At 72.9% G+C, this 21112-nt stretch carries 19 protein-coding genes and 3 pseudogenes; 12 read left to right on the top strand and 10 right to left on the bottom strand.

Annotated elements, in window-relative coordinates; genetic code table 11:
* Positions 1–384 precede the first annotated feature (384 nt).
* Together ABZ497_RS29170 and ABZ497_RS29165 are read left to right on the top strand one after the other, a co-directional pair.
* Positions 385–585: a DUF5988 family protein gene (locus tag ABZ497_RS29170; RefSeq protein WP_359809462.1), complete on the top strand. Its 201-nt coding sequence runs from the start codon at positions 385–387 to the stop codon at positions 583–585.
* A 306-nt stretch (positions 586–891) separates the two neighbouring features.
* Positions 892–1206, top strand: a pseudogene (locus tag ABZ497_RS29165) (hypothetical protein); the annotation flags it as partial.
* A gap of 248 nt (positions 1207–1454) precedes the next feature.
* Here the strand turns inward: ABZ497_RS29165 and ABZ497_RS29160 are convergent.
* Both ABZ497_RS29160 and ABZ497_RS29155 read right to left on the bottom strand, forming a co-directional pair.
* Complete coding sequence (locus tag ABZ497_RS29160) at positions 1455–2717, bottom strand: PP2C family protein-serine/threonine phosphatase (protein WP_359809481.1); 1263 nt, start codon at positions 2715–2717, stop codon at positions 1455–1457.
* A 698-nt stretch (positions 2718–3415) separates the two neighbouring features.
* Positions 3416–3598 carry a hypothetical protein gene (locus ABZ497_RS29155; RefSeq protein WP_359809461.1) on the bottom strand — a complete coding sequence of 61 codons (183 nt, stop codon included), beginning with the start codon at positions 3596–3598 and terminating at the stop codon, positions 3416–3418.
* A gap of 823 nt (positions 3599–4421) precedes the next feature.
* Between ABZ497_RS29155 and ABZ497_RS29150 the strand changes: the two genes are divergently transcribed.
* On the top strand, positions 4422–4811 hold the full coding sequence (locus ABZ497_RS29150) for an ATP-binding protein (RefSeq protein WP_359809480.1): 390 nt from the start codon (positions 4422–4424) through the stop codon (positions 4809–4811).
* A gap of 154 nt (positions 4812–4965) precedes the next feature.
* On the opposite strand, the gene ABZ497_RS29145 is transcribed toward ABZ497_RS29150, so the two are convergent.
* The 4 genes from ABZ497_RS29145 to ABZ497_RS29130 all read right to left on the bottom strand — a co-directional run bounded on the left by ABZ497_RS29145 (position 4966) and on the right by ABZ497_RS29130 (position 7282).
* Positions 4966–5160: a hypothetical protein gene (locus tag ABZ497_RS29145; protein ID WP_359809459.1), complete on the bottom strand. Its 195-nt coding sequence runs from the start codon at positions 5158–5160 to the stop codon at positions 4966–4968.
* A 177-nt stretch (positions 5161–5337) separates the two neighbouring features.
* Positions 5338–5982 carry a hypothetical protein gene (locus ABZ497_RS29140; RefSeq protein ID WP_359809457.1) on the bottom strand — a complete coding sequence of 215 codons (645 nt, stop codon included), beginning with the start codon at positions 5980–5982 and terminating at the stop codon, positions 5338–5340.
* A gap of 13 nt (positions 5983–5995) precedes the next feature.
* On the bottom strand, positions 5996–6883 hold the full coding sequence (locus ABZ497_RS29135) for an HAD family hydrolase (RefSeq protein WP_359809456.1): 888 nt from the start codon (positions 6881–6883) through the stop codon (positions 5996–5998).
* A 114-nt stretch (positions 6884–6997) separates the two neighbouring features.
* Positions 6998–7282, bottom strand: coding sequence for a hypothetical protein (locus ABZ497_RS29130; protein ID WP_359809454.1), 285 nt, complete (start codon positions 7280–7282; stop codon positions 6998–7000).
* Between the two features lie 236 nt (positions 7283–7518).
* Here ABZ497_RS29130 and ABZ497_RS29125 point away from each other — a divergent pair, with 236 nt between their 5' ends.
* The gene (locus tag ABZ497_RS29125; protein ID WP_359809453.1) at positions 7519–8037 is read left to right on the top strand and encodes a hypothetical protein; all 519 of its coding nucleotides are present in this window, start codon (positions 7519–7521) and stop codon (positions 8035–8037) included.
* Positions 8038–8489: 452 nt separating this feature from the next.
* On the opposite strand, the gene ABZ497_RS29120 is transcribed toward ABZ497_RS29125, so the two are convergent.
* Both ABZ497_RS29120 and ABZ497_RS29115 read right to left on the bottom strand, forming a co-directional pair.
* Entirely contained in the window at positions 8490–9068 is a 579-nt protein-coding gene (locus ABZ497_RS29120; protein WP_359809451.1) for a TetR/AcrR family transcriptional regulator, read from the bottom strand.
* Positions 9069–9142: 74 nt separating this feature from the next.
* On the bottom strand, positions 9143–10033 hold the full coding sequence (locus tag ABZ497_RS29115) for an SDR family NAD(P)-dependent oxidoreductase (protein ID WP_359809449.1): 891 nt from the start codon (positions 10031–10033) through the stop codon (positions 9143–9145).
* A gap of 356 nt (positions 10034–10389) precedes the next feature.
* Between ABZ497_RS29115 and ABZ497_RS29110 the strand changes: the two genes are divergently transcribed.
* The 6 genes and pseudogenes from ABZ497_RS29110 to ABZ497_RS29085 all read left to right on the top strand — a co-directional run bounded on the left by ABZ497_RS29110 (position 10390) and on the right by ABZ497_RS29085 (position 17247).
* Positions 10390–11016: a hypothetical protein gene (locus ABZ497_RS29110; RefSeq protein ID WP_359809448.1), complete on the top strand. Its 627-nt coding sequence runs from the start codon at positions 10390–10392 to the stop codon at positions 11014–11016.
* A 432-nt stretch (positions 11017–11448) separates the two neighbouring features.
* Positions 11449–12423 (top strand): serine hydrolase, encoded by a 975-nt coding sequence (locus ABZ497_RS29105; protein WP_359809446.1) that lies wholly within the window; start codon positions 11449–11451, stop codon positions 12421–12423.
* A gap of 218 nt (positions 12424–12641) precedes the next feature.
* Complete coding sequence (locus ABZ497_RS29100; protein WP_359809444.1) at positions 12642–13556, top strand: endonuclease/exonuclease/phosphatase family protein; 915 nt, start codon at positions 12642–12644, stop codon at positions 13554–13556.
* A 124-nt stretch (positions 13557–13680) separates the two neighbouring features.
* Positions 13681–14451, top strand: coding sequence for a response regulator transcription factor (locus tag ABZ497_RS29095; RefSeq protein ID WP_359809442.1), 771 nt, complete (start codon positions 13681–13683; stop codon positions 14449–14451).
* A gap of 4 nt (positions 14452–14455) precedes the next feature.
* A pseudogene (locus ABZ497_RS29090) lies at positions 14456–15718 on the top strand (HAMP domain-containing sensor histidine kinase); the annotation flags it as partial.
* A gap of 455 nt (positions 15719–16173) precedes the next feature.
* Positions 16174–17247 (top strand): HEAT repeat domain-containing protein, encoded by a 1074-nt coding sequence (locus tag ABZ497_RS29085; protein WP_359809440.1) that lies wholly within the window; start codon positions 16174–16176, stop codon positions 17245–17247.
* Positions 17248–17368: 121 nt separating this feature from the next.
* Here ABZ497_RS29085 and ABZ497_RS29080 read toward each other — a convergent pair.
* Positions 17369–17677, bottom strand: a pseudogene (locus tag ABZ497_RS29080) (nitroreductase); the annotation flags it as partial.
* A 117-nt stretch (positions 17678–17794) separates the two neighbouring features.
* Here ABZ497_RS29080 and ABZ497_RS29075 point away from each other — a divergent pair.
* Both ABZ497_RS29075 and ABZ497_RS29070 read left to right on the top strand, forming a co-directional pair.
* A complete protein-coding gene (locus tag ABZ497_RS29075) occupies positions 17795–18007 on the top strand; it encodes a DUF6199 family natural product biosynthesis protein (protein ID WP_359809479.1) in 213 nt (70 codons plus the stop codon).
* Between the two features lie 673 nt (positions 18008–18680).
* The gene (locus ABZ497_RS29070; RefSeq protein ID WP_352294430.1) at positions 18681–19874 is read left to right on the top strand and encodes a mechanosensitive ion channel family protein; all 1194 of its coding nucleotides are present in this window, start codon (positions 18681–18683) and stop codon (positions 19872–19874) included.
* A gap of 475 nt (positions 19875–20349) precedes the next feature.
* Here ABZ497_RS29070 and ABZ497_RS29065 read toward each other — a convergent pair whose 3' ends face one another.
* Positions 20350–21045 (bottom strand): FadR/GntR family transcriptional regulator, encoded by a 696-nt coding sequence (locus tag ABZ497_RS29065; RefSeq protein ID WP_329485073.1) that lies wholly within the window; start codon positions 21043–21045, stop codon positions 20350–20352.
* Between the last annotated feature and the right edge of the window lie 67 nt (positions 21046–21112).

The raw sequence follows: 21112 nt of genomic DNA, 5'->3' as shown, positions 1-21112 counted from the left end.
CCGCCTGGCCGACCGGTGCGGTGCCGACCAGCACGGACGTTCCATGACCGGCCGGGGGGCGCACGGCGGACGGGGGGCGCGCGGGCCGAGGAGTGCGCCGTCGAACGTTGACAAGCAACGAGGCTTCGCAAAGCTGGAGTTGACGCCTCCCCGGCACCGCTGTTGGGTGAAGGCACTGAGCGCAGGCGAGCGACGAGGACGCGGTCCGCCCACTGCCGGCTCCGACGCGTGCGGCGCGGAGGAGCCCCGCACGTGCGCCCGCGCCTCGGGTGGCCGGGCACCGGAGCACGGGTGTCGAGGTGTCCCCTTCCCGCCCTCGCGTCAACCTGCCGCGACGGCATGGGTGCCGCGTGGCATCAACCACCGACGGACAGGAGTCCTGTCATGATCAGGGTCGTACTGAGGGGCGGGCCGAGCGGACTGGGCCCGGTCTCGCAGGTCCTTGCCGCCGAGGGAGCGGAGAAGGTCGCCGTGACGTACTACGGGCAGCACGTCCACTTCGAGCTGACCGACGAGGTCGAGATGGTCGAGGGCCGCGCACTCCGGGTCTACCGGTGGGTCTACAGCACGGCGGTCGCCGAGTAGGAGCGGGCCGGCGCGGAGCGGACAGCGCGCAGGCCGACATGGCCTGAGCGCCATGCGCGGCCTGCAAGCCCGACTCGCCCAACCGGGTGAAGAACGCCACGACCTCCTCGACACCGTGCGTGGTGCCAAAGAGCGGGTCGACGGTCGTGCCGACGTCGTGGCGGGGTGCCGGCTTGCGGTTCTTCGAACCCGGTGACCGGCAGGTCGGGCCGACGGGCAGGGCGGTGGCGGGTCCTCGACGCCCACCGGCCGCGCATCCTGCCCCTTCAGGTCGGCTTGTGCGAAGCACCGGAAGTCGCCTACGAGATGGCCGCCGCGATCACCGACCGGCTCCCCGCCCCCAGCCCGCGCGCCCCGCCCCAGCAACCTCGACGAGATGAGTCCCCTCGGCCCTCCCCCACCGACCGCCCGCGCGAGGGCACGATGATCGACGCCTCCTTGTGGTCCGCCGACCCGGGAGCGCTGACCGCCGAGGTCGAGCGGATCGGCCCGCACGCCGACTCGTTCCACATCGACGCCTCCGACACGTCCTTCATCCCCGACGCGATCTTCCTTCCGGACCTGGTGCGGGCGCTGCGCCCCCGCACCACGGTCCCCTTCCCCGTCCACCCGATGGCTCACCGCCCGGCCGGGCTGGCCGCCGCGGTGCAGCGGATCCCCAGCGTCGATCCCCAGCGTCGACCGCTGCTGGCGGAGCACGGTGGGCTCGTCGAGGACGGCGTCGTGGTCGGCACCGACCACGACTGCGACCAGGAGGACGGCCCCGACACCGGCTGGGACGGTCGAGCCGGGCCCGGGCGCCCCGTAGCGGTGGCTGTCCCGGTTGCGGTTCACGCGCCGACCGTGCCGCTGCCGGAATGGCCTGGGCCTCAGCGCACGTCCGGGGTCATGGTCGGGGTGCGGGTCGTTTCTGCGGGTTCTGAGGCGTCGGTGAGGTTGGCGCCGGTGGCGGCGTCGCGCTGGGTGTTGCGGGGGCCGTGCCAGTCCAGGCACATGACGGTCGCGTCGTCGTCCAGGTGGCCGTGGCCGGCGTCGAGGATCGCCCCGATGAGGGTGCGGGCGGCTTCCCGGGGGTGCAGGGCGCGGGTGCGGACGATCAGGTCCGGAAGGTGGAGGTTCTGGGCGTTGCGCTCCAGCATGCCGTCCGTCAGCATCACCAGCCGGTCCCCGGGCCGCAGGTCCAGGGACTGCACCCGGTAGGTGTTGGTGGGGGCGGCCCGCAGTCCGAGGCCGAACGGCGGATCGATTTTCGGGACGATCTCCCGCACTTCTCCGTCGCGCAGCCGCAGCGGCCAGGGGTGCCCGGCGTTGACGAACTCGGTGGTGCCGTCGAGCAGGCTGATGCGCAGGAGCTGGCCGGTGACGTAGCCCTGGCGGCCGTGGTCCCGCATGGCCTGGTCGGCCTGGCGCGCCTGTTCGTCGAGGCCGGCACCCGCCCGTCGGGCCCGGCGCAGGGCGCCCACCACGAGGGTGGCCAGCAGCGCGGCGCCGACGTCGTGGCCCATGGCGTCGGTCACGGACAACTGGACGGTGTCCCGGTCGATCACGTAGTCGAAGGTGTCGCCCCCGACGTGGTCGGCGGGCTCCAGTGCGCCCGCGACCGCGAACTGCGCGGCCTCGCACGCCAGCGACGCCGGAAGCAGCCGGTGCTGGATCTCGGCGGCCAAGCTCAGTGGGACGGTGCGTCGGCCCCACTGGTACACGTCGGTGAAGGACCGGTTGGCGATGATGATGTACGCCAGCGCGTGCGCGCTCTCGCCGATCTCCCGCATCACCTCGGGGTTCGGTGCGGCGGGCAGGAACAGTTCGAGGAGCCCGATGGCGTCCCCGCGGTTGGTCACCGGGACGATGATCCGCGCCAGCTCTGCGGCACCTGTTTGCTCCACGCTCGGGCGTTGGCTGCGGATCACGTCGTCGTACGGGGTGCCCCGCACGGAGATGCGCTGGGCCGGCTCGCCGGTCTTGACGCTGCCCGCGGCGCCCAGTCGCACGACTGAGCTGCCGGTGAAGTCGATGATCAGGAAGGACACGGACGATGCCCCGACGCGCTCCTTGAGGATGCGCGCGACCACGTCCAGGGACTCCACGGGCGCCGCGGCCTCCGCAGCCTCCAACATCCCCGCCAGAGTCATCGCCCTGCCCAGAGGGCTCCCGCCCTCAGCAGGACGGGGCGAGCACCCGTCGTCCTCCTCCGGCTTCCTTGCGGTCACGGTGACTCCTCACTGCTCGACGACGCTCAGGACCCCGGCCCCGGTGGGCGAAGGATTCGCTCCGGGCCCGCGGGTCGCATTGCACCACGGGATTGCCGGGTCCCGAAACCCACCGCTCCGAGGCTTTCGCATGCCCTCCCGAGGGCCGGCGAGGTGGCTACCAGACGACCTGTCCGTCCCTCCCGGTCGGCGCGTCGGCGGCTTCGCTTCCTGGCGCACCACCGTCACATACCCCATGGACAGCCACACCAACAGGCCCCCGTGCGCCTGCTGCTCACGTCTGAGGGCCAGGACCGCGGGGGCCGACCCTCCTCCTCGGCCAGGGCCTCGACATCCTGGACATCCGGCAGTCCCTGAGTTGGTGCACCCACGGCGTTCGCCTGCCGACCGTTCTTCTCCCCTTTTGGCTCAGCTGGTTCTGCGGGTCAGGCCATACTGCCGAAGATCCGAGAGTGCCCCAGCCGGCCGCTGCGCTGTCCGTACCCTGGAGCCGGCGGCCGACAGCGTCTGCGGCAGGCCGCCGCCGGCACCTGAGACGTACACACCTTGGTCAGCCGGTGGGCGCCGCTGCCCTCCTGCGGCCAGGCGCGCGGGGCGGACCCGCCGGCCGGGTGATGGGGTCAGTGGGTGGCGCTGGTGGAGGTGTGCAGGCGGGGGAGTGCGTCGCGCAGGGCGTAGAGGTCGTCGATCGTGGCTTGTTCGGCGAGGCGGGCCAGCAGGCGGCGCAGGACGTGGTCGTCGCGGTCGTGGACGGCTTCGGCGATGCCGCGCAGCACCGGTTCGAGTTCGGGCTTTATGCTCATCGTCTCTCCTGATCCGCCGAGATGGTGGGGTCTGTTCGGACGTGTGCCCGTTGCGGGTGGGGGCATGCGTGGGGCCGCCGGGAGGCGGAGATGGCGCGGCCCTTCCGGCGGCGCCGGGGAAGTGGGGGGCCGCGGGTCAGCGGTCGTCGAGCCCCGGCATGGGGTGGCGGCTCTGGCGGTTGCCGGTCCCTTGCCCGGCGGTTGCGCGGTCGCGGGCTGTGGAGGTGCCGGCGAGGGGCAGGCGGGTGGCGATGGCGCCGGCTTTGCGGGAGTTGCGGGGGTGCCCGGGGACCCCCGGCAGTGCCCGCTTCCACGGCCACTCCCCGCCGTGTTCGGCGAGCTGCCCCGGGGGCCTCCCGCCGGGCCTTCCGGGTGATTGAGCCCGGCGCCCACCGCGAGGTGCGACACCACCACCTCCCCACCCCCGGGGCCGGCCTCCACGGCCTCCACCGGCTCCCCGCGCGGGCAGGGCACCCGGGGGATGCCGCTCCCGCTCCACGACCCGGGCGAGCGCGGCGACGCCCTGCCGGAAGAGGCCGGTGCGGGCCCCTTCGGTTTCGCCTCGGCCGCGGCCGTCGCGGCCACCGGCTCCGGATCCTCCTCGATGCCGATCGCCCACAGCAGGTCGGCATCCTTCAGCGCCCGGCCCCGGTCCGCAACGTCAGCAGGCGCAACGAGCAAACCGTTCACGCGCATGGAAGGGGCGGATGCGGGGGACCGGCGTGGGCAGCGGGTTGATCGTGGCGGGGTTGGCGCTCTCCTGGCGGGGCACAAGGTTCGGGCAGGATGGAGCGGGGTTGGCGACGCAGGAAGTAGGTGAATGATGGGCATGGTGAGCGTTGAGGTCGCGGCCCTCGGTTCGGGCTCGTGTGTCGCGGCCGCGCGCGAGAGAGCGCGCGGGTTCCTCGACGGCCTCGTCCCGGCGTCCGCGCCCGAGGCTGCGGAGACGGTACTTCTCGTCGTCTCGGAGCTCGTCACCAATGCCCTGCGCCATGGCGGCGGCACGTTCACTCTGGACCTGACCGCGCAGGCGGACGGTGTGGAGGTGGCCGTGCACGACCGCAGCTCGCGGCTGCCGCGCATGCGGACCCCGGACCTCGACGGCGGCACCGGGGGTTTCGGCTGGCCCATGGTCAACCGTCTTGCCCGAGCGACCGCTGTCGTACGTCGGGAGGGCGGCGGCAAGACCGTCAGCGCCCTGCTCGCCCGGTAGCGGCGGGACGGTCGTTCGAGACGGCCTCGGGGGCACCGCGCAGGGTGCAGTATCGGCGCGCCCGTCGAGCCGGCCGGTAGGGATGTTCGGGCGCGGTGTCAGTGGGATGCGGCTTCCTGCCAGCGGTTGCTTGGAGGAAGAGTCGCAGGTGAGGCTATCCGGCAGGGGCTGGAACGCCCATCGGCGAGCGGGTTTCGTAGCCGTTGGCCGTCCACTCGGCGCCGGAGATCGGCAGCGCCGGACCGTCCACCACCACGTACCGGCTCGGGTCGCTGCCGGACTGGACGGACACCACCAGGCCGGAGGAGGGACTGCCCTGGCGGGCACCCTTCAGCCAGGAGGTCGGCACTCCGAGGGCCGGCCGGGTGCGGTACCCGTCACCGGACCGGACCGGACCGGACCGAGCCGGAGATCGGCAGCGCCGCGCCGTCGACGGCCACGTACCGGCGGCGTGGGACTCACGTGTCGTTTCTCTCTGTGAGCGCCTGGGCTGGGTCGGGCTGGGCGACATCCGCAGTGCGGCCGGTCAGGTCGGTGCGGGCCAGCTCCGGAGGAGCTTGCGGGCGGCTCCGCTGTTTCCGAGCTGGTAGACGGCGACGGTGGCCGGGCGGACGGTGAAGGCGTCGAACGGCTCGGCCTCGATGGTTTTGAGGTCGTCGAGGGTGGCGAAGCCGACGGTGATGTGAGCGGTGTACCGGTCGGGCCCGATCTGGTGGGGGACGTAGCCGGCGACCCAGTCGAGGGTGCTCTGGCTGATGCCCTCGCCGGGGTCGGTGACGAAGGCGGCGGCCGTGCCGCCGGACTCGGTGAAGGGGGTGATCGCGGCCAGCAGCGCGGCCTGGAAGTCGAGGACCTGGGGGCCGGGGCGCAGGAGGATGACCGCGAGGCCCTGTCCGGGCACGCCCCAGTCGGCGTGCCTGATGGCGACGGCCCGGTAGGACAGGGCGCGCGTGTCGGTCGCGGCCAGGGTTCGGTGGACCGCCTGGTAGGCGTCGTCCAGGTCGGTTGTCCGGACGTAGCGCTGGAGGGTGGTGATGTGGGGTTGGTGGGAGGCGTCCAGGGCGAAGCCGTCCGGCACGCTCTGGCGCATCCGGGCGTTCCAGGCGTGGGCGTGCCGCATGGTTGTCTCGTCCGGGTTGACGAGTATGTCGACGGCGGTCAGGTCGTCCACCGCGTCCTCCTGGTCAGAACAGGGTCGTCCAGTCGCTCTTCATGCTCACCACGGTCCAGCCGAGCCGCTCGGCCGTGGTGAGTGAGGCCTCGGCGCCCTTGGTGTAGGCGTACTCGCGCTGGTCGTCGTCGTGGCGGACGAGCAGTGCGAACGCGGCGCTGGTGAGCATCTCGATGTCGACGTCGGCGTTGCCGCCCGCGAAGGCGGGCAGCCGGCCGGTGTGGGCGAAGATGTGCTCGGGCTTGCCCGGCCCCAGGTCCAGGCCGCCCAGCAGCTCGGGGGAGCGGACGAGCCCGCCGCCGGTGTAGGTGTAGGCGGCCGCCGAGCCGATGACGTCCTCCTTGAGGATTCCCCACGTCTCCTCGGAGAACACGCGCATGAAGTCGCGGCCGCCGCCCGAGCAGACGAACACCCGGAACCCGCGTTCCCGCAGGAGGTCGAACAGCTCCAGCATCGGCCGGTAGACCAGCTCCACGTACGGGACACCGAATTGCGGGTCCCGCACCGTCCTGGTCCACTCCCGCACCCGCGCGTCGAACTCCTCGGGCGTCGTGCCCGCCCACGACCGGGCGAACGCCTCCAGCAGGGTCGCCACCGTCTCGGGTTCCTGCGTTGCCACGCCCTCGAAGAACGCCCGGTCCCGCTCGATCAGCGCCTTGTACGGCTGCCGCTCCGCGAGCGACGGGTCGGCCTTCGCCTCCTCCTCCCAGGCGCGGAACACGAAGTCGAACTGCGGTGGCAGCGGCTGCTCGACCCACAGCGTGCCGTCGTTGTCGAACGTGGCGATCCGGTCGGCCGGCTCGACGAACGCCGTCCCCGGGGTAGTCGCCTCGTGGACGTAGTCCAGGATCGCTCGCCTGGCCGGGCCCTCGCTCCAGCTCGCCAGCACCTGACCGGTCATGGGCCACTCCTCGGCTTGGCGGTCGCGTCGCCCTCGAACGGCGACTCGGGGGCGTCCATAAGGCCATGGTTACTCCGGACGGCACCGGGCGCCGCTCGGACAGGTGTCGTGTTCTCACCGCAGCTGTCGTCGTCTGCACGGCCCGGCCCGGCCCGGCATGGCGCGGGCCGGGCCGGCGGGCAGGACTACAGGTCCCAGGCCCCGCACTGGGTCCTCGAGGTCGGCCGGGCGGGCAGCGCCGGCGTTCACGCCGGTCGGCATCCGCCGCACCATCGGGTGGCCGTCGGCATCGGCCTTGAGGTCGCGTACGCGCTGGCGGGCGGCCCGCTCGCGGGTGTCGGCCAGGACGAACAGCAGCCTCGGGAGGGCCGGGTAGTACTGCTGCCGGGCCGGAAGCACCAGCCGATCAGCTTGGAGGGGATGACCGCCCTGTCCCCGGAGGTTCGACGTGTGCTCGTCCGGGTGACCGCTTCGTCGTCCGGGTGTCTGAACCGCTGGTCGTGTGCGGAGCGTTGTCAGGTACGGGGCCGCTGAACGTGGCTCCGGACCATCGGTGGGGCGGGGAGGGGTACCGCGCCGCCATGAACTGTAGGCCCGGGAGCGGTCGGGAACGCTCCGGGGCGAGGAGGAACGCCATGACCATCCGCAGGACGTCCGAACGGCTCGTCGCACTCGCAATCGCCGCGACCGCCCTGGCCGGCGGCATCGGCCTCACCACCGCCACCAGCGCGTCGGCCGACGCCGTCGACCAGGAGTGGAAGTGCACGCGGAACCCGCGGGGATGGGACCACATGGACTGGCGCACCTGTCTGCTCCCCGGCGACTCGCTGGTCTCCGGAAACGGCGATCAGCGGCTCGTCTACCAGAACGACGGCAACCTCGTGCAGTACGACGAGGGCGGCCACGCGGTCTGGACCACCGGGACCGCCAACACCACGCCGGGCAGGGTCATCATGCAGTCGGACGGCAACCTCGTCGTCTACGACCGCTCCATGCGCGCCCTGTGGGCCTCCGGAACCGCTCTCGGCTGCAACCCGCCTGTCAACTGGCTGCGCCTGCAGAACGACGGGAACCTGGTCATCTATCGTCCCCACGGCGACGGTCCGTGGACCGCGGTCTGGTCCCGGCTGAACGGCCGCGTCGGCACCTGCTGACCCGACCCGGACGGGCCGGACACCGGACACCGGACACCGGGCGCCGGCGGCGGGGGCCGCCGGCGCCCGCCGCCTGATGTCCGCTGTCGGGCTGTCTGCCTCCTGGTCCTGGCGGCGCGGTCTGTGGTGGCTGCTGCTTACCTGTGTCTCGGCCCCTGACGTGTCGCGGGGTGCGACGCGAGACTGCGTGTTGCACCCCTGAACCGGGCCTCTACTTCTGCTGGATGGCTGACAGGCCGTGTTGAGGCGGGTGCGTGGTGCGTTGCACCCTTGTCGGCGGTCACGGAGTTCCCCGCCTTCGACCGTTTCCGCGCGTCAGGGAGCGCCCCACCCTCGTGGTCACGATGTCCCCAGGGGGACGGCGATCGCGGTCCGGTGCGCCGCACAGGTGGTGGCAGCAGGTACGGATCACCCCGGTACGGATCATCCCGGTCGGTGCGCGGGCGGTGTTCTCATGCGTGCTGTGGCGTGGCGTGCAGTCCTTCGAGGAGCGTGGCCAGGTAGCGGTGGGCGGTGTCGATCCGGGCGGCGGGTTCTCCGCCGTGGACGTTGACGGCGTGGGCGATGCCGCACATGAGCGGGACGAGATCGGTGGCGGCCAGGTCAGGTCGGACCGCTCCGGCATCGCGAGCCCGGTCGAGGAGTGCGGTGCCGACCGACCGAAGCGTCTCCTTGAGTTCCGTGGTGCGCGGCAGGGTGTCGGTGGCTGCCGCGGTGACCGGGGCGAGGGACGCGTCGGTGACCTGCGCTTCGACGGTGCGGAACAGGAAACCTTCGAGGGCGCGCCAGGGGTCGGTGCCGGCCAGAGCCTGCCGGCCGTGGTCGGCCAGGGCTTCCAGGCAGGGAGCGGCGACGGTCTCCAGTAGCGCCTCGGGGGTGGCGAAGTGCCGGTAGACGGTGCCGACTCCGAGTCCGGCGCGGCCGGCGACGTCGTTCAGCTGCAAGGGTGTGCCCTGGTCGACCAGTGCACGGGCGACCGCGACGATCCGGTCCCAGTTGCGTGCCGCGTCCTTGCGCAGGGGCGTCGTCATGGGGGACATGCTAACCGGATTCTCCATCCGGATGGCGCCGGGGTCCGCCGCCGGCACCCGCACCGCCTGGCGGGTCAGGCGGCGGTGAGGGGTGCGTACTGTTCACTGAGCCGGCGCACGTCCTGGGCGATGCGGGGGTCGGTGGCTGCGCGCAGCGGCGTCACCGGGCGCGCCTGGGCCCCGATGACGATACCGGTCCGGCCCGCGAGGGCTTCGTCGGTGGCGGCGACGATCGAGGACCGGGCGGCCACGGACGCCGGGCCCGAGGTGGAGCGGTCGAACTTGCGGCGCACCAGCGGCCACAGCAGTCGCAGGGCCGGTGAGACGATCTTCGGGTCGGTCATGGTGCCGTTGGTCATGTCGGTCGCGGCACCTCCCGGGTCGGCGGCGAAGACGGAGGTGGCCGTGCCCTTCAGTCGGTTCGCCAGGTCGAGCGTGTAGGCGAGGTTGGCGAGCTTGGCGCGGCCGTACCAGTGGAAGCCGTAGTAGCCGCCGGGCGGCTCGACGGCGTCGAAGGCCTTCTTCGCGAGCCCGACCGCGCCCGAGGTCACGTTCACGATCCTGCTCGGCGCCCCGACTGTCAGCGTGGGCAGCAGCAGTTCCGTCAGCAGGTACGGCGAGAGGTGGTTGACGAGGAACGACGCTTCGATGCCGTCCAGGGTCCGTCGCTGCGGGAACATCGCCCCGACGTTGTTGACCAGCACGGTCAGCGGGTCGCCGGAGGCGGCGTGCTCGGCGGCGATCCGGTCGGCGAGCGCGCGCACCTGGTCGAGCGAGCCGAGGTCGGCGGCCAGGAACCGTCCGGGATGTGCCGGGTTCGTCGCGTTGATTCGGCCGACCGCCCGGGCGCCGCGGTCGGCGTCGCGTCCGACCACGGTGACCGAGAACCCGGCGTCGGCCAGTCCCAGGGCCGTCTCCAGCCCGATGCCGGCCGTCCCCGCTGTGACCACAGCTGTCTTCGCCATGTGCCCCTCCACTCCGATATCCGGATAGTTCATCCGCTTGCTGGGACGGTAGCATAGAAACGGATGAACTATCCGATTAGAGTTGTCGGGCGGCGGACAGGCGATGCCGGGCGCCATGAAGCCGCGCCGATCCGAGCACGCCGGACGGCCCGGGCGCCCATCGGCCACGGCCCCGGGCACCTGGGGAATCGCGTCACCCTGGCCTGGGGAATCACGTGACCGTCGACACCTCCCCGGCCGGCATCGCGGGAGCGGCGGGCCGGCGAGGCGCTGGCGGCCAGTCCCCGAACCGCGGCCGAGGGTTGACGCTCACGCAGGGCACCGTCGTGACGAGAGCAGAGGGAGTGCCAGGGTGAGTGCCGCGGACGACAGAGCGCCTGCCGCACGATCCGTACCTCGACGCCGTGATCCGAGCGGTCCGCGAGGCCGGCGACGACACCGGCCCGCACCGCTCCACCGACTACGCCACCGACGACGGAGAGGCGATGCTGCGAGAGGCGTTCATCGACCTGGGCGAGGACGACCAGGACGACGAGGACGAGCCCGTACGAACGGCGCTCGGCCGGCGCCAGATCACCGGCTGGCTCGGCATCGACTACGGCGGCCACGACGGCCACGGCCGCCACGACGGCCACGGCCCGCCACGGCCGCCACGAGCACGCCGACGAGGCCTTCGCCGACGACGGCGCGCTGCCGGCCCCGCCGCCGTTGCCGACTTCGTCCGTGCCTGGTTCAACGGCCCCCCGGGTGTCGCGACACCCGGGGGCCGACGGCACCACGCCATCCGATGGCCCGCTGCCCGCCCCGCTCGCCACCGCCCTGGGGAACGGCGACGTCACCGCGGAACTCGCCCGCCGGCTCGCTACCTACGGGTCAGCGGCCTGACCACCCGGCTGAGCGGCGGGCCGACGCACCCCCACCTCGCCGCCTGCCCCGGCCGCCCGGCCCGGCGCGAGTCGGGATTTCGTGACGCCGGGCCGTGAGACTACCCGCGATTCCCCCGGTGGCAGGGCGGTACCAAGGGTCGGTGTCACGAAAGGGCGATCGGCGTAGGTGCGCTGTCAGGTGATCGGTCCGGCGGGGCACCGCCTGGGGCCCCCGGCGGGTCGGGCTGTCCGGCTTTGCAGGGCTCCTGCCCGGTCTGGGGCGCCGGTGGTCCGGTACATGGTTGATACACGACTGCGTGATGGCGGAAGCCGCGCCACGACCGGGCCGAAGCGCCGGTCGCGGAGTCTGTGGGGACACCCGGTGGCCACGGCCCCGGGACCTTGTCCCTCTGGCTCCGGGAGGCCGTTGTCGTGTCAGTTCCCACACCATCCGAAGACCGAGACCGAGACCGGAACAGTGACCGGGACCGGGAGCGGCGTTCCTCGCCCGGTCGGCCTGCCCCGGTCCGTCGTGGGGCGCTGTGGGCCTTGGCCGTTGTCCTGCTCGCCGGGGCCGGTGCCGGTGGTGGCGCGCTGGCTGCCCGGCAGGGCGGCGACGCGGCCGTCGGCAACGGCAACCGGGCCGGCGGGACGCTGGTGCTGCCGGTACCGGAGGCGATCGCGGCGCTGGGCCTGCCCTGGCCGCAGGAAGGGCAGTCGGCCGTCGCGGCGGCGAAAGTCGGTGTGCTCGGTGTCAGAGGGCCGCAGCAGCCGGTGCCGATCGCGAGTGTCACCAAGGTGATGACGGCGTACGTCGTTCTCAGGGACCACCCGCTCCAGGACGGCGAGGACGGGCCGACGATCACGGTCGACGCGCGGGCCGCCGAGGAGGCGGAGGCGACGGACGAGTCCACCGCCCCCGTCACCGCCGGGCAGCGCCTGACCCAGCGCAAGTTGCTGGAGGTGATGCTGTTGCCCTCCGCCAACAACGTGGCCCGGCTGCTGGCCCGGTGGGACGCGGGCAGTGAGGACGCGTTCGTTGCCCGGATGAACGCGCAGGCGGCCCGGCTGGGGATGACCGGTACCACCTACACCGGGGCCAGCGGACTTGAGGCCACGACCGTGTCCACCGCCGCCGACCAGCTCAAACTGGCTCGCGAGGCGATGAAGGACCCGGCGCTGCGGGCCACGGTGGCCCTGCGCGACACCACGCTCCCGGGCCGCGCCGCACCGCTGCGCAACACCAACAGGCTGCTCGACCTGCCCGGGGTGGTGGGCCTCAAGACCGGTTCGACCACCTCGGCGGGCGGGAATCTGATGTGGGCGCTGGAGGTCGCTGACGGCACGGACGGCTCGGGGCGCCGGCTCGTCTACGGCGTGGTGCTCGGCCAGCGTGCCGGTACCACTCCCGCCGACGGCCTGCGGGCCGCCCTGGAGCGCAGCGGGCGGCTCGTCGACGCCCTGCGGCAGAAGCTGCCCGGTGTCCTGCCGGCTCTCGACGGCGGTCGGCAGGAGTGGGCATGAGCGCGCGCACCGGAACGGCCGCGACGACACCCCCGCCCCTGGACAGCGCCACGTCGGCCCGCGGGCCCGGCGACGATTGCGGGCACGGGCCCCGCGGTCGGACGGTCCGCCACCACGTCCCTCTCCACCACGTCCTTCGCGACCGCGTCCTTCGCCGCCCGACGCGCCCGACGCGCCCGGCACGTCCGACGCGCTCGCCGCGTCCGGCCCATCGTCCTGTGGGGCGGCGCGGACGGCTGATCGCGGGGGCCGCCGCCGTGCTCGCCGCCGTGATGGTCCTGGGCCCCTGGCTGCCGGGCGGCCCGCTCAACCTGGTCAGCCTCTGGCAGACCGTGCTGCCCTGGTCAGGCCTGGGCATCGCGCTGCTTCTCCTCCTAGCGGCACTACGGCGCTCGGCCCTCGCAGCGGTGGCCGTCCTGCTGCCCGCTCTCGTCTGGAGCGTTCTGTTCGCACCGGCCCTGGTCGACAAGCGGGCGGGCGGCGGGGACTTCACCGTTGTCAGCCACAACGTGAACGAGGACAACCCCGATCCACGCCGAACGGCACGCGCCTTGGCCGGCTCCGGAGCCGACGTCGTGGCGGTGGAGGAACTGGCGGGCCGGGCGCAGGAGACCTACCGGCGCGAGCTGGCCGCCACCTACGCCCACTCCGAGGTGCACGGCGGCATCGCACTGTGGAGCAAGTACCCGCTCCAGGACGTGGAGCCGGTGGAGATCATGCCCTGGACCCGGGCTCTGCGCGCCACCGTCCTCACTCCCAAGGGCCCCCTCGCCCTCTACACGGCGCACCTCGCCTCGGTCCGGGTACGCCCGGACGCCGGATTCACCACCGCCGCCCGCAATGAAGCGGCGGCCAAGCTCGCCGCGGCCGTACACAGCGAGCCGCTCACGAGGATCGTCGTCGTGGGCGACCTCAACGGCTCCTTCGACGACTCCGCGCTGCACCCGCTCACCGGGCCGCTGCGCTCGGCCCAGCAGGAAGCCGGCGACGGCTTCGGCTTCACCTGGCCCGCGCCGTTCCCGGTGGTGCGCATCGACCAGATCCTGGTGAAGGGCGTCACCGCGCGCTCCGCGTGGACCCTGCCGGACACCGGCAGCGACCATCTCCCGGTCGCGGCGTCCCTGAAGCTGTGACCACCCCGGCCACCCGCCACCGCCCCCGGCGGCGCGCTCCCCCCGGCGGTCCCCGGCGACGGGGACCGGCCCCGGACGTGCTGGAATGATGACCCAACCCCCAGGCGACGACACCGGAGAGCTCTTGTCCGCCACCCGAGTACCCGATGCGGTCCACGTGCTCCTCGTCGAGGACGACGCGGTCATCCGCCGCTCGGTCCAGCTGGCCCTGGAACGCTACGGCTACCGGGTCGACGTCACCGGCGACGGCCTGGACGGCCTGGACGCCGTGCGGGCCGGCGCACACGACGTCCTGATCCTGGACGTCATGCTGCCCGGCCTCGACGGCATCAGCCTGTGCCGGCGCGTGCGCGAGGAGACCCTCACCCCCGTCCTGATGATGTCCGCCCGCGGCGACGCCCTCGACGTCGTGGCCGGCCTGGAGGCCGGGGCCGACGATTACGTGGTCAAGCCCGTGGACGTCCCCGTCCTCGTCGCCCGCATCCGCTCCCTGCTGCGCCGCGCCACGTTCCACCAGCGCCCGGCCGCGGAGCCCGTTCGGCAGGAGCCGATCGCGCCGGGCGGGCCGGGCAGCCGCCACCGGGACCTCCCCGCGGAGGACGTGCCGGACCTGCTCACCTTCGGCGCCCTGACCATCGACCCGCGCGGCCTGGACGTCCGTCTGGACGGGCGTGCCGTTGCCCTCACGCCCACCGAACTGCGCCTGCTGCTGGTCTTCGCGGAGAGTCCCGGCACGGTCCTGGACCGCCGCCGCCTGCTGCGCGAGGTGTGGGACTACGGCTGGGAGGGCGACACCCGGGTGGTCGACCTGTGCGTGGTACGGCTGCGCAAGAAGATCGGCGCCGAGCGGATCGAGACCGTCCGGGGTTTCGGCTACAAACTCCTGCGGAGCTGACGCGATGACCGCACCACGCACCGGCCCGCGCCCCCTGGACCCGCGTTCCCTGCGCTGGAAGATCACCGCCCTGGTCGTGCTCGCCTGCGCCGCGGTCGCGGTGGTGATCGGCGTGCTCGTCCACCGGGCGACCGCGGAGCGCGGCGAGCGGACCGGGCGCGACCAGGCGATCGCGCGACTGGACGCCGCCGAGCAGGAGCTCTCCCGCACCGGCCGCCGTCCCGACAACGCCTCCCTCGAACCCCGGGCCGGCCTGCCCCGGCCGCTGGCCCAGGCCCTCGAAGGCCCGAAGGCTCCGGGGGAGTACACCCTGTGGTACGACGTCAAAGCACCGAACTGGTACTGGATGTGGGCAGCCGTCCCGGTCGGCGACGGCCAGGTGCTCACCGTGCGGAGCGACATGAGCGCCACCGTGCGCAGCCTCCAGCTGCTGGACCGCAGCATCGTCAAGGCCGCCCTCGCCGCCCTGGCCGTTGTCGTCCCCCTCACCGTGCTGGCGGCGGAGCGGATGAACCGGCGCCTGCGCCACGGGTCCCGGACCGCCCGCCGGATCGCGGACGGCGACCTCGACGCCCGGATCGGCCGCCGGGGCCGCGCCCGGGACGAGATCACCGAGATGTCCACGGCCGTGGACGAGATGGCCGGGGCACTCCAGGGCCGGCTCGCCGCGGAGAAGCGCTTCACCGCCGATGTCGCCCACGAACTGCGTACCCCGCTGATGGGCCTGGTCACGGCTGCCGGTCTGCTGCCCGAGGACGACGAGGCCGCCGGCCTGGTCCGCACACAGGTCCGCGCCCTGCGCGCCCTGGTCGAGGACCTGCTGGAGGTCTCCCGCCTCGACGCCGGCGCCGAGAGCGCCCGACTCGACGAGGTCCCCCTGGGCGATCTCGTCGCCGAGGTGAGTGGGAGGGACGACGGCGATGTCCGCCTCCGGCTGACGAGGCCCGCCACCGTCCGCACCGACCCGCGCCGCGTGGAGCGGATCCTCACCAACCTTCTCGCCAACGCCCGCCGGCACGGCACCGCCCCCGTCGAGGTCACCGTCACCGGCAGCCGGATCACCGTACGCGATCACGGACCGGGCTTCCCTGACGCCCTCCTCGCCGACGGGCCGCAGCGCTTCCGCACCGGGGCCGCCGAACGTGGCCAAGGGCACGGCCTCGGCCTCACCATCGCCACCGGGCAGGCGGTCGTCCTCAACGCCCGGCTGACCTTCGCGAACGCCCCCGACGGCGGAGCCCTCGCCACCCTCGACCTCCCCGCCCCCTGGCCCCTGGCGCCCTCCGGACTCGCCCGGCAACCCCTGTGCCGACGTCTGCCGGCGAGCCCACGGGAGGGCCGGGTCTGTGATGTCGGTTGGCCGCCTGCCCTCGCTTCCGGAGGGCACGCCTGCCGATCCCTCACTCGCCGCACCTCGGCCCCGCCCGCGTCCAGGGTGAGTAGAAACCAAGGGGAGCAGGGTGACGCAGGCGGACGTGGGCGCGGGGCGCGTCACCGACACGGCGACCGCCGCCGGCACCCCGCTCCTCCTCACCGCCCGCCGCACCCGTCGCCGATACCGATCCACCGACCGTGACAACCCTCACGCGCCGGCCGGCGCACCGTGTGCCGGCCGGCGCCTCCTGCCGAAGCGGGCGGCCGGGGTGGCGGTGTGGGTCCTGACAGACCCTTCGGTGAAGAAATCCGGTGCCCGGCACCGGGCCGTCGGGCCAGAATGCGGACATGGACAACGTGGTGGGGCCGGCGGGACGGTTGGTGGCGGCGGCGCGATTGGCGCGGGACTCGGAGGCCGACCGCGACGAGCACGCTTACTGGGCGCTGGTCCTGGAGGCGGCGCAGGAGGAGAACGGGGAGACCGCGTTGCGCTGCGGGTCGGGGCTGCTGGGGTCGGCCGATGCCCTGGAGCGGAAGGTGGGCTGCGATCTGCTGGGAAACGCGGCCGACACGCACGAGTCCGTGCGGAGCGAGGCGGCGACCGCGTTGATGGCGCTGGCCGAGGCGGAGACGGAGACCCGCGTGCTGTCGTCCCTCGCCTGCGGCCTGGGCCGGACGCGGGACCGGCGCGCCGTTCCCGTGCTGGTCAGGCTCTCCCGGCACGAGGACGCCGACCTGCGGTGTCTGGTCGCCTCGGAATTCACCTTCGTCAACAGCGGACTGCCCGACGGGCCAGATGTCCAGGCGCTGATCCGGCTCATGCGGGACCATGACCCCGACGTCCGCAACTGGGCGGCCTTCACGTTGGGATTTCAACTGGAGCAGGACACGACCGCCATCAGGGACGCCCTGTGGAGGTGCGCCACCGACGAGTGCGGCGAGGTCCGGGAGGAGGGCGCGCGTGGGCTCGCCAGACGGCACGACCCCCGGGCCGTCCCGCTGATCGCGGGACTGCTGGAATGCGACGGCTGGTCCCACTCCTTCACCCTCGACGCGGCGGAGATCCTGGGCGTTCCCGCACTCCTGCCGGCTCTGGCCGGCTGCGAGCCCGACTCGCCCGAGACCGACCGGGCCGTCGCGGCCTGCGACCCGGTGCGGCGGGCCCGGATGGAGGACGACGCCTGGACGGTCGTGACGGAGCTGGAGCGGCTGCGCCCCGGCATCGGCGCGGCGCTCAGCTCACCGCGCTACGAGTCGGTGCACCGGATGCGACTGACCCTGCGAGCGACCCACCGGGAGGGGGCCGACGCGGACTACGACGTGGCACCGCTTCTCACCCGCGCCGGCGGGGACCCGGTGCGGGCGGCCGGGCTGGTGGTGGCCGACCTCACCGGTTCCGGCGGGGAGCGGACCGCGAACTGACGGGCCTCCCGCGTGCCCGGCCCCGGATCCGGCACGTCGTCGACCAGCTCCGCGACGAACCGGGACACCTCCCCAAGCCCTCCGCACCAGCGGTCCGGACCGGGACGCCCCGGTCACCGCGCTACCGCGGCAACGCCCAAGGGGCGGAACGCAGATCGCCGGCGCTGCCGGGCGCGAGGCTCCGGCGGTGGCCGGCGGCCCCGCCGACCGCGATCATGGAGACCATTGCCCATCCCGGGTCCGGGCGCAGTTCCTCGGTCAGGCCCTCCGGGTCGAAGGCCCTGAACTGGCGGGCGGCCAGTCCCAGGGCCTGGGCCTGGATGGTCAGGTGCGCGACGGCCTGGCCGAGGTCGTAGTCCGCGAACTCGGAGTAGAGCAGCTGCGTGTCGTCGACGTGGCGGCGCGTCAACGTCACGATCAGCAGCCCGGCGGGTGGTGGCGCACTGCGGGTTGCAGACCCTGTTTCATGCGAGGCACCGAGGGCAGCCGCTGGATGAGCGGGTGTCAGATGAGAGGAACGCCCGCGGTGGCCAGACGAGGAGGACGGATGTTCATCATTGTGGCGTGCGCGGTGTTCGCGATGGGGCTTCTTCAGGCACTGCGGCCACAGCTCCTGTGGGGGGTGAACCGGCGGCTCCAGCGGGGGTGGGTGAAGGACCCTGATGCCGGTGAGCCCACGCGAAGGGGTTACCTGATGCAGCGTGTGGTCGGGATCGCGTTCCTCGCCATTGCCGTATGGATGCTGGTCTCCCACCTGTGACGACGAAGCGCAACACCGTCGAGCCTGCGATCAACAGCTTGCTGCGGGCCCGCCGCGACCTGGTCGGCGCGCGTGGAGGAACTGCTGCGGGTGAACCTCTCCATCGGTGACGCCCCTTCCCCGGCTCGGACTCTCGGACGTGCGGCTCGGGAGGTCGGCGTCAGACGGGAGGAGTTGGTCCTGGTGCTTGCCGAGGACGCGAACTGACCACAGGAGACACCACCATGAGCAGCCGGCTGCTCGCCGCGCCCGCGGGGATGGCTCCGCGGCGGCGGCCGCACACCGGCACGCACGCCCCGGGGGCGCAGCACCGCCGCGGAGCGGCGGGCGGGTCATCCCCGGCGGGCCGAGCGCTCGAGCTGGCGGCGGCGTAGCGACCTTCCGCCGACCGTTCCCCATGGCGCGGGGGAGCCCGCGGGCCCGACCGGCGCTCGGTTCTGGTGATCGTCGGCCGTTCGTCGGGCGGGCAGGGTGCGGTCGACCGGCTGCACGGCGGGCTGCTCGTAGCGGCGGCCTGCCCATGGGGCAGGATGGCAGTCCGTTCGGAATGCGTACATCCGCTCCGACGCGGCTATGAACAGAACAATCTGACAGGCAACAAGGTGACGACACAACACATACAGCGGCCGGCTACGGCCCGTTCCCTCCCTCCCCACGCTGTGGAAGCGGCGCGGTGACCCGGGACCTGGTCCTGCACGACTGGGTGGTGGCCGGCATCACGCTGGCCTCCGGCTGCACGGCCGGTCTCCTGCTGCGGGCCCTGATGAAATGGCTGGGCAAACACGCGACCAGGACCAAATGGAGCGGTGACGACGTCATCGTCGACGCGCTGCGCACCATCGTTCCCTGGGCAGCCGTGCTCGCCGGGGTCGCGGTGGCCGCTTCGGCGCTTCCGCTCACCGCGCGGACCGGGGGACTGGTCGATCAGTCGCTGATGGCCGTGTTCATCGTCATCGCGACGCTCAGCGCGGCCCGGGTGGTGGCCGGGCTGGTGCAGTCCGTGGCCGCCTCCCGAACGGGTGTCGCGGCATCCGCGTCCATCTTCGTCAACATCACCCGGATCGTGGTGTTGTCGATGGGCGTCCTCGTGGCGCTGGAGACCCTCGGGGTGTCGATCGCCCCGCTGGTCACCGCCCTCGGCGTGGGCGGTCTCGCGGTCGCGCTGGCGTTGCAGGACACCCTCGCCAACCTCTTCGCGGGTGTGCACATCCTCGCTTCCAAGACGGTCCAGCCGGGTGACTACATCCGGCTCACCAGCGGGGAGGAGGGGTACGTCGTCGACATCAACTGGCGCAACAGCGTGGTGCGCAACCTGTCGAACAACCTGGTGATCATCCCCAACGGCCGTCTGGCGCGGACGAACATGACGAACTACTCCCAGCCCGAGCAGAAGCTGTCGATCCTGGTCCAGGTCGGGGTCGGATACGACAGCGACCTGGAGCACGTGGAGAGAGTCACCCTCGACGTCGTCGACAGTGTGATGGCTGACATCAGCGGCGGCGTGCCCGACCACGAGGCCGCCGTGCGCTTCCACACCTTCGCGGACTCAAGGATCAACTTCACGGTGATCCTGGGTGTCGGCGAGTTCAGCGACCAGTACCGGATCAAGCACGAGTTCATCAAGCGCCTGCACCAGCGGTACCGGACGGAAGGCATCTCGATCCCCGCGCCTACGCGGACGGTCTCGCTCCAGCAGGACGGGACGGGCGCCCCGTCCTACCTCCCCCCGGTGCCGCACCAGCGGGACCCGTCACGTGGCGACGGCGGCCTCCTCCGGCTTGAGGGGGTGCAGGAGGACGTGGACTCGCTCGTCGCCGATCCGGTGGTGCGGCGCCCGGTGCTCGGCCGTGAGGTGCTCGACCAGTAGGTCCTCCACCCCGGAGTCCGCGGCGAGGACCGTACGGGTCGGCAGCGCCCACTCGCCCCGTCGGTCCTACCCTCGGCTGCTCCTGGTGTCCTGCTCTTTGAGGTCGGGCGTCGGCTGGTCCGCGGTGAGGGTCCGGTCGGTCACCGGCACCGCCCTCCGAGCTGGACGGTCGGGCTGGCCGTCAGGTAGGCCAAGCGGCCGGCCAGGATGGGTTCATGAACGGCGCCACCGGCAGCGCCGCCCTCGACGGACGCGCCCTGATCCCCGAGCCGCTCGACTCCACCCCGATCCGGAGGAACCCGCGCAAGGGCGATCCGTTCACCACTGGGAGCGGAACGACGCCAGGCACTCAGCCGGCAGCCGTGACAGGCCCGTGGCGGACGGCTCTGTTCGCAGGACGGACACGCCTGTCGCACGGACCCGCGCGGGGCGGCCGGCGGATCGGCGGACAGGAGGATCGGCGGCCGGGCGGCCGTCAGCCGAGCGCGGACCCGGGGGCGCCGAGGATGTTGCGTAGCCACTGCTCGACGCCGGCCACGTGGATCGTGGCCCAGGCGTGCGCGACGTCGGGGCGACGGCCGGCGATGGCGTCGAAGATGGCGCGGTGCTGCTCGCGGGTCCGGGCGACGGCGCCCTCCTCGGTGAGGCCGCGCCAGGTCCGGGCCCGCGCGGTCGGGCCGGACAGCCCGTCGATGAGCGAGCAGAGCACGGAGTTGCCCGAGCCCGCCGCGATCCGGCGGTGGAACTCGACGTCGTTGTCGATCAGCTCCTCCAGCGCCGAGTCGTCGCGCAGGCCTTCCAGCACCTCGCCCAGGGCGGTGATGTCCTGCTCGGACATCACCCGGGCGGCCATGGCCGCGGCGGCGGGCTCCAGGATGCGGCGGACCTCCAGGAAGTCCAGCACCGTGTCGTCCTGGTGGAAGTCGAGGACGAAGCCGAGCGCGTCCAGCAGCAGGTGCGGCTCAAGGCTGGTCACGTACGTGCCGTCGCCCTGGCGCACGTCCAGCACCCTGATCAGGGAGAGCGCCTTGACCGCCTCGCGCAGGGAGTTGCGTGACAGGCCGAGCCGCTCGGCGAGGTCGGCCTCCTTGGGCAGCCGCGCGCCCGGCCGCAGCTCACCGCTGACGATCATGGCCTTGATCTTCTCGATCGCCTCGTCGGTGACGGGCACGGTGTCGCCTCCCTGGTCCTGATCGTCACAGCATAGTCACCCCGCCCCTCCCGGCCCGGGGCCCGTC

The sequence above is a fragment of the Kitasatospora sp. NPDC005751 genome (assembly GCF_040630835.1).
Classification (GTDB): domain Bacteria; phylum Actinomycetota; class Actinomycetes; order Streptomycetales; family Streptomycetaceae; genus Kitasatospora.
The sequence above is the reverse complement of the archived record's forward strand: the minus strand, read 5'-3'. Positions and strand labels throughout refer to the sequence as shown.

What these genes read in the sequence shown, in the direction of transcription:
- ABZ497_RS29170 (WP_359809462.1), top strand. Translation starts at nt 385, where the DNA reads ATGATCAGGGTCGTACTGAGGGGCGGGCCGAGCGGACTGGGCCCGGTC.
- ABZ497_RS29160 (WP_359809481.1), bottom strand. Translation starts at nt 2,717, where the DNA reads ATGACTCTGGCGGGGATGTTGGAGGCTGCGGAGGCCGCGGCGCCCGTG.
- ABZ497_RS29155 (WP_359809461.1), bottom strand. Translation starts at nt 3,598, where the DNA reads ATGAGCATAAAGCCCGAACTCGAACCGGTGCTGCGCGGCATCGCCGAA.
- ABZ497_RS29150 (WP_359809480.1), top strand. Translation starts at nt 4,422, where the DNA reads ATGGGCATGGTGAGCGTTGAGGTCGCGGCCCTCGGTTCGGGCTCGTGT.
- ABZ497_RS29135 (WP_359809456.1), bottom strand. Translation starts at nt 6,883, where the DNA reads ATGACCGGTCAGGTGCTGGCGAGCTGGAGCGAGGGCCCGGCCAGGCGA.
- ABZ497_RS29125 (WP_359809453.1), top strand. Translation starts at nt 7,519, where the DNA reads ATGACCATCCGCAGGACGTCCGAACGGCTCGTCGCACTCGCAATCGCC.
- ABZ497_RS29120 (WP_359809451.1), bottom strand. Translation starts at nt 9,068, where the DNA reads ATGACGACGCCCCTGCGCAAGGACGCGGCACGCAACTGGGACCGGATC.
- ABZ497_RS29115 (WP_359809449.1), bottom strand. Translation starts at nt 10,033, where the DNA reads ATGGCGAAGACAGCTGTGGTCACAGCGGGGACGGCCGGCATCGGGCTG.
- ABZ497_RS29085 (WP_359809440.1), top strand. Translation starts at nt 16,174, where the DNA reads ATGGACAACGTGGTGGGGCCGGCGGGACGGTTGGTGGCGGCGGCGCGA.
- ABZ497_RS29075 (WP_359809479.1), top strand. Translation starts at nt 17,795, where the DNA reads ATGTTCATCATTGTGGCGTGCGCGGTGTTCGCGATGGGGCTTCTTCAG.